This window comes from Rhizobium leguminosarum bv. viciae USDA 2370 (assembly GCF_002008365.1).
Lineage (GTDB): Bacteria > Pseudomonadota > Alphaproteobacteria > Rhizobiales > Rhizobiaceae > Rhizobium > Rhizobium leguminosarum.
Genome location: NZ_MRDL01000002.1, coordinates 1 through 8,998, shown reverse-complemented (window position 1 = coordinate 8,998; position 8,998 = coordinate 1). Strand labels below are relative to the sequence as shown.

Below are 8,998 nucleotides of genomic sequence, written 5' to 3'. Positions count from 1 at the left end.
CCGCAAGGTCTGGAAAGCACGGAACTGATCGAGCGGATGTAGGCTGACGCGCTGGACGTTTTCGGCGAGCGAGTCCTCGACTTCGAGAGTTTCGCCTTTGCTGACGATGCAGGGAACGCCGGCGGTTTTGGCCAACCGCTTCTGCGCGACCAGGCGCTCGAGGGCACGATACCGGCGCCCGCCCGCCGGAATGCGATAAATTCCGGTCTCGTTGCCATCGCCATCGAGTTCGGAGCGGACATTTAGGCTGGTCAGTAGACCGCGATGGGCGATGTCTTCCGCCAGGTCCTCGATTGAGACGCCCGCCTTGATCTTGCGGACGTTCTGCTGGCTGAGCACCAGCTTGTTGAAGGGAATATCCCGGGCTGCGCTGAGGGTGATTTTCTGAATGGCCTGGGCCATGTCGGTTTCTCCATGACGGACCGGGCGGAGCCTCTCTCCAACCCTCTCAATCCGTCATAGCTTTCCCGTCCCTCCTCTTCCTCTACCGCCTTCTCACCATGTCCCACCGCTTCCACTGGCGAAGCTTCCCTTTCGGCCAAGACCCGGTAATGCTGCGTCAGGGATCGAAGCCCTCGGGTGAAGACTGGCACGGCCATGCTTCAGCGTTGCCGACAGCCCGGGCCGAAGACGATGCCAGTCGAACCGATCCGCGACGCGTTGTGCACGAGGTGCTAAAGCGAAGGGAGCGTCCAGGTGTGCAATCCGCTCCCTCAGTTCCTCCCCCGGCGTTGCGCGCGAGCGACATTGTCCACGGCCTTCCCCAGGATCGCGTTGAATAGGACTTCATGCGCGTAAGAATACTAATTATGTTCTTCTTTTGTTCCGCCCGCATTAAGAGCCAGGCCAAACTAAAATAGGAAAATCACCCCAACGAGCAAACCGCAGCCGATAGCGCAGAAGAGCCAAGGGACTAGCGAATTTGAGAAATTATGTGCGGTTCGGGACCGGGATAAGAATGTGTCAGTGGACCGGGATGGCGCGCTCGCCCGAGCGTTCGATCGCCAGGAGATGAACGCCGATGAGGCATACACTCGGGCATTTGAACGACAGCGTCCTAAGCAGTCGATTGGCTGCGGCAATTCGGAAAAACATCGGCGAGCAGCCGATCTCCCAAGTGCCATTCTACCAACCCGACGTCTGGCGATACCACCATCTACCGATGCGGAACGGGCCTCCCGGACCTTTCGAAAGGAGGTCTGCCTGCCGACGTGAGAGCTGCTCTCGAATTGCCAGCGGGACTGACTGCAGGGGCTGTGCTAATGGCAGCGTGCTGTACCTCGCCGAAGATCGTCGAAGCACATCTGGCGTCCCGGTCCGGGCGTTCTGCTTCGTGAATACGAAAGGGAAGGATCGCAAGGTCGAAGCCGGCATTTTCTGCGCGTGGCCATGAAGAACTGTCGCGCCTTCCTACAGCCTTGGGCAAAATGGCTTCAAAACGAACGATGACGGGCGGGCTTCACCGCCGCCAGATCGGCCTTGAAAGTCCGTTTGGAACGGACAATTTTCCTTTCTTATAAAGTCTCCTTGCGCACCACTTTTAAAGGTGCCATTTTTGTCCGTCATGAGCGAACAAAAACGCGATAAGTTAAAGTCGATGCTGGACGAGGTCCCGGCAGGCTTCATCGTGGATTCTGCATGGATGCGGAAAATGGAAATCCGCCGGAGCTCGACACATGACTATCTCCGCCGAGGCTGGCTCGAGCCCGTCATGCATGGCGTTTATCGGCGTCCCTCAGGGCGGGATGGTTCGGCAGAAGAACGTATCGACTGGCGCATTGCGGTCATGTCTGCACAGACGATCATGAATTACCCGTTCCATGTCGGCGGCCGCACGGCGCTCGGACTTCGCGGGCATGTGCATTACCTGGCGCTAGGGGCCGCCGAAAAAGTCTTCATCTATGGCGATGCTCCCCGATGGCTCGCGAATCTCCCCACCAATGGCCTCCCCGTCCTGCGCAGCACGCGACTCTTCAAGACGGCGAATCTTGGGATCGAACCACTGGCGGCTGAACCGGACGGCAACGCCATTCTGTTTCTACAGAACTGGACGATACGCGCTTCAACGCCGGAGCGGGCCATCCTCGAAGCGCTGGACGAACTGCCGGACAACGAAAGCTTTCATAACATCGATACGATCTTCGAGGGTCTGACCAACCTGCGCCCGCGCCGTATCACCGAGCTTCTGGCCGACTGCACCAAGGTCCAGGTGAAAAGGCTTTTCTTTGTCTTTGCCGACCGCCACGAGCATGCCTGGCTCAAGCATGTCGAGCGGTCGATCATCGAACTTGGAAGCGGCGACCGCTCATTCATCAAGGGCGGTAAACTGCATCCCACATACCGCATCACCATTCCCGAAGAGTATCTTCCAGGGAAGCCGGAGGGCAACGATGGCCCGTGACCAGTATATTTCCCAGCTCGAGCTCCTCGTCCAGGCTTTGCCGATGATTGCCGACGAACCAGTTTTCGCCTTGAAGGGTGGAACCGCCATCAATCTCTTCTACAGAGATCTCCCGCGTCTCTCGGTCGATATCGACCTGACCTACCTTCCGCTCAAACCAAGGGACGAGAGTTTGGCCGAAATCGACGCGGCCCTCGACCGGATCGCTGGGGAGGTCGAAAGCATCAAGGGCGTCCGGGCTAGGCGAATAGCCGGCGGTGGCGGCGGCGATACGCGCGTCGAGGTGAGGCGGGGCCAGACCGCAATCAAGATCGAAACCTCTCCAGTCGCCCGTGGCACGGTGCACCCCGTCGAACAACGCAGGGTCAGCGAGCGAGTCGAAGACCAGTTTGGCTTTGCAGAAATGCAGGTTGTCGCCTTCGAAGATCTCTTCGGTGGCAAGATGCATGCAGCAGTCGATCGCCAGCATCCGCGCGATCTATTCGACATCAAGTTGCTCTATGAACACGAGGGACTGACGGACCCGCTGTTTCGCACCTTCCTCGTCTACGTGGCGAGCTCCGGACGCCCGCCCCACGAGCTGCTGCAGCCAAATAGGGCCGACGTTGCACATGTCTTCAATCAAGAATTCGATGGGATGACAATCGAGAAAGTCTCGCTGGACGAATTGCTGGATGTCCGGGAGCGGTTCCTGAAGGACATCCAGGCGCGCCTTGATGACAAGGCCCGCACGTTTCTGCTGTCCCTTCACGATGGTGACCCCGACTTCGAGGCCATCGGCTTGCCGCACGCCCTCGCCTTGCCGGCTGTCCGCTGGAAGATCCTCAACCTGCAAAAACTAAGGAACGACAATCCGCCTAAACACGCCGAACAGCACGAGGAGATCGAGCGCCTCTTCACACGATGATGCGCCTTTGGCAGATCTGCAGGATCGATGATCCGACGGCTGGCTCACTTCTCCTAGCGCCCGACGCCGCGCCTATCGGAAATTACCCCTTCGGTCTTCCTCGAAGGCCGTACTTCCAGCTGGTGATTTCGCTCAAAAATGTCGAATTTCAAAAACCCAGCGACTACAAAGGTTTAGCAGAGTTGGTCGCGACCAACTTCTCTACGGAGCCAACCGTCCCCGCGGTTCTCTTCGAAATGGCCCGACCGCCCTACCCCGCTCTCGTTTGCGCCAGACCATTCACCTTCAACAAGGCCATGATCATCGGTCCCAGCGAAAATTCGCCTCGCTCAGACCGCCGCGTGAGATCCCGCAAGTATCCGCCCGGAGAATTGATCATGTTTGCTCGCTCCAGAATGCCGGCAACCGCGACCGCCGCATTTTCCGGCCCCATGACCTCACACGCCTCCTGGTAGGCCGATGGGCTGATCCCCAGCATCGACCGGACCGCGACTGCTGCGGACATCAACTCGCGCCAGGTCCCGATCGCGCCGCCAGCCCCATAATCGATAATCTGCGGGCAAGCTTTCAACACCAGGCCGAGTGGAAACGCCTTTAACGGCTCTCGCTTGCCCCCATTTCCTTCGCTCGATTTTGCCCCCTGCTCTTTTCTTGAGCTAGGTTCAAGTTCATTGATGGATTCGGGTTTTGAATTCTGTATGTGCTGCTCGATATGGGCAGCATTGCCGCTAGATTTTTCCGCCTTTTCCTGATTTTCCAGCCGGTTGAGCACCTCCTCTTTCAGCATCTGCATTTCTTCCAGGATTGCCCGCACATCAGCGGGCGATGGTGTGCGTGGTAGTCGAGCAATCAGCCCGACGTAAATGTCTTCGATAGCCTGCCAATCGCCTTCTGCCCCTTCCTCCATGGCAGCCGAAATCAGCTTGCGCACGTCGCGCCGGCAGATCGTCAGATTCTCTTTCATCCTCTTGAAGGCGGCGCGCTCCGCGACGATCTGCTGCGCCAACATGGCGAGCTCTTCCGCGCGAGACAGCAATGGCGAAAGATCGAAACCGAAGGCGTTCTCGATATCACCCGTGTGGTCTCTGCGTACGTAGCGCTTGCCGTTGGCGCTATCTTTTCGAACGATCAGGCCGGCCTCAACAAGCACGGCAAGATGCCGTCGGAGGGTGGAACCCGCCATGCCATGGGCACGCAATGACAGCTGCGCGTTCGACGGAAAAACGATCAGCGGCACGTCTTGGCGCAAATCGTTTTCCGGATAGAAGCTCAGCAAGGCGTCAAGCACCGCCAAGCTGTTGGACTGAATGCCAAGCAGAGCCATTGCCGCCGAAACGTCGCGAAAGACTTTCCACTTCTCTGCCGACTTCCCCGCCTTGATCTCGGCAACAGTTTGCTGTCGTCTGACCAGGGCAAGCGAAATCGGCCGCCGCCCAAAGGGCGTCGTCACATTTCCCGTTTGCATCGTCTCTTACCTTTCAGCAGGCAAAAGAAATTTGCTCACCAGATCGGTGCCAAAGACTCTTGACGAGGATTCGAGGAAATGCGATTCTGTTCGTGCTAAAGAGACAGAAGGGCTTCCGCGACGGCAACGTTGAGGGGGCTCTTTTCTTTTGCGCGTTACGCTTCCTTCTTCTGTTTCTGTTTCGCACGGTGCGCTTCATAAAGCGCCGGCAGTTGTTCGAGCACGAAGGCCGCAAAGTCCGGCATCGCCTTCCGATCGATCATGATTTCCACCTTCGCCTTGCTCTGCTTCACCTGCGCCAGGCGCTCGCCAGCAGGGCTCGACATGACCTCAGGGAGACCGCGTTCCAACCCGCGCGGCTTCAGATATGCAATCAGCGCCTTGAATCGCTCTGCGGACTGAAGTGACTGCAACTCGCTGGAACGCACGTGCTCGAGGACGTTGTCGGCCGAGGAGGTCTTATCGATCAGCTCTGCCAGTTCCTGCCAGCTTCTGAGGCCGATACCGGGGGCAGGGCCGATGGCATCGATCAAGTCGGAGGGAAGGGCCTCGATGATGGAGAGCATCTTGGAGAGATCGCCTTTGTCGACTGACATCGATGAGATGATCAAGTCGCGGGTAAAACGTTCTTTCAGGCGGGCGGCAAAGCGCGCCTTCTCGATAAAGGATAGATCCTGGCGCTCGTTATTTTCCTGACCTTGGGCAACCACCAGCTGCTCGTCCGTCAAATCCCGCACGACCGCCTTGACCGCTAGACCGAGTTCCGTCACCACGCGCAAGCGGCGATGGCCGAAGGCAACTTCATAGCGGCCGGACGTCTGCGGATGAGGGCGCACGAGGATTGGCACCTGCTGACCCTGTTCCTTGATAGACGCGAGCAGCCCATCAATGTCACCCGGCATCCGATCCTGCATGAACGAAGGGTCAATAACCTTCGGATCGAGATCGATCACTGCCTGTCCCTCGGCAAGACGCCGTTCAATTTCCTCGGCTCGTTCCACGCGATCGTTCTGCTCGCGCAAAGCGTTGCCGATATTGGCGGTCAGCTTGGTCGCGGGGTCACGGTCTTTGCGGGCCACGCCGAGAAGCGGCATGGTTCGGCTTTTTGGCGCTTGCGGATCGTTCGGCGAAGGCGCGGTCGGTATAGTTGCGGAAACGCCCAAAATGTCCTTTCGGCTCATGTGGATCTACCCCACGCTTTTTTGATCAAAGATTCGATCTCGTCATTGACGGCGTTCATCGCCTCCAAGGCGCGATCGTAGGTGGAACGCGTGAATTGGCCCCGCTCGACTTCGAAAAGAGTCTGGTTTGTCAGCCCGGCATCGGAGACAGCCGTCGTTTTCAGCATCGGAAAATTGAGCACGTTCTCGCCGAAGATCGACCGGAGGTAACCTACCATCTGGTTTTGTGGGCCGTCGCTCGGCTCGAAGCGGGTGATAAGATACCGCATCCAGTTGAAGTTGAACCTGGCGCCAGCATTTTCGATTTCCCGCAGCAGGTTTGACGTCATTGCCAGAAACTGGTTCATCGACATGACATCGAGCATCTGCGGATGCACGGTCACCAGGATCGACGTTGCGGCGGTCAGCGCCGAAAGCGTGAGATAGCCGAGCTGGGGAGGGCAGTCGATGACGACGACGTCGTAATTGTCCGCGATGTCCTCGATGACCTGGCTGATCCGCCCGTAGAAAAGCGTATCGCCTTCCTTGCGGCTCATTAGGGCGCGCGGTGTGTCGTGCTCGAACTCCATAAGCTCAAGATTGCCGGGAATGAGATGGAGATCGGGTATGTAGGTTCCCCGGACTACCTCTTCGATCGGGCGCTGCTCTTCATCGTAGCGAATGGCGCCGTAGAGCGTTTCGTTTGGACCTACATGAATTTCCGGCTGGTTGCCGAACAAGGCGGACAGGCTGGCCTGAGGATCGAGATCGATCGCGAGCACGCGATATCCCCGCATCGCAAGATACTGGGCCAGATGTGCCGACGTCGTGGTCTTGCCCGACCCACCCTTGAAATTCATCACGGAAATGACTTGCAGTTGCTCGCCATCGCGCCGGTGGGGCAGGTAGCGTCGATTGCCGCGACCCACCTGATCCATATGCTTCCGGATCTCATGGATATCCTCGATCGAAAATATACGACGGCCGCCCGCCCCCGTACTGACGTTCAGTTCCGGCATGTCGGAAGCGATTTGGCGAAGATAGGATTCTTTGACGCCGAGAAGCTTTGCGGCCTCCGACGGCCCAAACCCTCGGATGCCTTTCTCTGCAGACGGCGGAAAGACCTTGACATGATGCGCTTGCAATTGTCCCGACAGGGCCTCAGCATGCCGCTCCATCAAAGCGGTCAATCCTTCGAGTTCCGACGCTGTCTTTACGGCGTTTTTCGCCATCCCATAACCCGTTTCCTGCCAGTGGCGGTTTGAAGCGACAAATCGAAAGAATTCCGCCGATGGCAATAGGCCCCGATTCTGTCAGCCGGGCAAGAGTTTTTTGGTTAACAAGCAGTTAATACACTGACTGGTCCTTCCCGTGAAATCGATGGTTTCGAGCCTCGCATCCATGAAAAACAAGGAGTTATCTAGCTATCCGAGAGAAACTGCGATTCCTCTCCCGCGTTGGAAAAGCGCAAGCCAAAGTGCTCGCTTAATCCAGCCGTAGTAACTCTTGCCGCGGAACACATTGAGATCTCGGCCGAATCGACCTGTTTGCCAACGAACTTTATTCACTACGATGCAGAGCGGCGAGGGGAGCTCTCACTCAAAGCACGCGCCGACCCGGGAGTGAAACCGTCGACCTACTGATCGCACTCGAGGGAGGGCTATGGTTACCTACTCTGTTAGCAAGTTTTGGCACGAGGTGCTCACGCAAATAGACACACTTTTGCTCGAGCGGGAGACCTTTCGTTATCTTCGGACACAGAACAGAAGCCAGCGTCACAGCATACGGGCGGCGCGTCCGCTTGGACGTGTAGCGTTGTTGTAGTAGTTCGACGCCTGTTGCACTGACCGATGACGCGACTGTTCCATGGCTTCGAGGAGCGGGATGTTGCGGATGGCCGCCTCAGTGAGAAATCCCGACCGCAAGCCGTGGGCGGAAAACTCCCCAGCCTTCAGCCCGGCCATTTCCACCCGCTGCTTGATGATCGCATTGACTGATTGCGGATCGATCGCCCGCTTTGAGACCGTTCCCCATCGCCCGATCCCCCGAAACACGCTGCCGCTTTCCACCTTCGCAGCTGTCATCCAGGCATTCAGCGCCTCCACCGGCCGGCCGGTCAGGTAGACGACGTCGTTCTCCTCGCCCGAGCTGGTCTTGGTGCGGCCGAGATGGATAGCCAGAGAGAGGAGGGGAGGACCGTCCGGCTCCTCGATCGGCGGCTCGATGGTTAGCTGCTCGCGCCGCAAGCCGGCAATCTCGCTGCGCCGGCGGCCGCCGGAGGCAAAGGCGACCATCAGGATCGCCCGGTCGCGCAGATCGCGCAGGCTGTCCGTGGCGCAGGTCGCCAGCAGCTTTGCCAGCACGTCGCCGGTGACGGCCTTGGCGCTCTTGCGAAGACGTTGTCTTGGCACGGCTCGGATCGCCAGCCGAATGGCTGATTTGAGGGCAGGGGAGGCGAAGGCGCCGTCAAAACCGCGCCATTTGGTCAGCGTCGACCAGTTCGCCAGCCGCCGGCGCACCGTCGATGGCGCGTGCGGGCCTGCGGATCTGAGAAAACCCTGGCTCCGAAGGTCTTCGTCGACGTCGGCCGGCATGCCGTGATCGGGATCGGCGGCACGTTTTTCCGGAGCCCACAGATGGTGGGCGACGAATTTGAGCAGCAGCGCCTCGGGTGCCGGCCAGGGCAGCGATTGTCCGGTCGCCGCCAGTCCCCAGGCTTCCAGATAGGCGAGATCCGAGGTCAGGGCGCGAAGTGTGTTGTCGCCCATGCCCTGGTTGACGAGATGGCGCAGCGTCTCGACGTCCTGGTCGGTGAGCAGCTCGGCGAGCTCGTCGCGGCGCTCGAGCGGCAGCACCGCGGCGATGGTGTCGAGTTCTTCCGAGCGGCGCTCGACGGCGGTCAGTGATTTTTTGGCTTTGGCCACAGGGCGTCCCCAAATCGCGGTTTCGGCGGCCTCCAGGGCCCGTGATTTTCCCCGATTCTTGCTTGTCGATCAGCTTGATTAAGCAGAATCAATTTCCTTGGAATGATACGGTTTATTACCTGCCAAGATCAGTGGAATCTT

General features: G+C 58.6%; 7 protein-coding genes. 2 read left to right on the top strand and 5 right to left on the bottom strand.

Annotation, left to right across the window (positions count from 1 at the left end):
- On the bottom strand, positions 1-402 hold a 402-nt coding region (locus tag BS629_RS01715; RefSeq protein WP_158081443.1), incomplete at its 3' end, for a ParB/RepB/Spo0J family partition protein.
- 1,162 nt (positions 403-1,564) lie between these two features.
- On the opposite strand from BS629_RS01715, the gene BS629_RS01710 reads away from it, so the two are divergent.
- Positions 1,565-2,401 (top strand): type IV toxin-antitoxin system AbiEi family antitoxin domain-containing protein, encoded by an 837-nt coding sequence (locus BS629_RS01710; protein WP_041936621.1) that lies wholly within the window; start codon positions 1,565-1,567, stop codon positions 2,399-2,401.
- On the top strand, positions 2,391-3,308 hold the full coding sequence (locus BS629_RS01705; protein WP_077987927.1) for a nucleotidyl transferase AbiEii/AbiGii toxin family protein: 918 nt from the start codon (positions 2,391-2,393) through the stop codon (positions 3,306-3,308). The genes BS629_RS01710 and BS629_RS01705 overlap by 11 nt, the downstream gene beginning before the upstream one ends.
- Before the next feature lie 250 nt (positions 3,309-3,558).
- Here BS629_RS01705 and repC read toward each other — a convergent pair whose 3' ends face one another.
- From repC to BS629_RS01680, 4 genes are all read right to left on the bottom strand, one after another.
- Positions 3,559-4,773, bottom strand: a complete 1,215-nt coding sequence (gene repC, locus BS629_RS01700; protein ID WP_077987926.1) for a plasmid replication protein RepC — start codon at positions 4,771-4,773, stop codon at positions 3,559-3,561.
- A 155-nt stretch (positions 4,774-4,928) separates the two neighbouring features.
- A complete protein-coding gene (gene repB / locus BS629_RS01695) occupies positions 4,929-5,954 on the bottom strand; it encodes a plasmid partitioning protein RepB (RefSeq protein ID WP_077987925.1) in 1,026 nt (341 codons plus the stop codon).
- On the bottom strand, positions 5,951-7,165 hold the full coding sequence (repA, locus tag BS629_RS01690) for a plasmid partitioning protein RepA (protein ID WP_077987924.1): 1,215 nt from the start codon (positions 7,163-7,165) through the stop codon (positions 5,951-5,953). Before repA ends, repB begins: the two co-directional genes overlap by 4 nt.
- 543 nt (positions 7,166-7,708) lie before the next feature.
- Positions 7,709-8,857, bottom strand: a complete 1,149-nt coding sequence (locus BS629_RS01680; RefSeq protein WP_077987922.1) for a site-specific integrase — start codon at positions 8,855-8,857, stop codon at positions 7,709-7,711.
- Between the last annotated feature and the right edge of the window lie 141 nt (positions 8,858-8,998).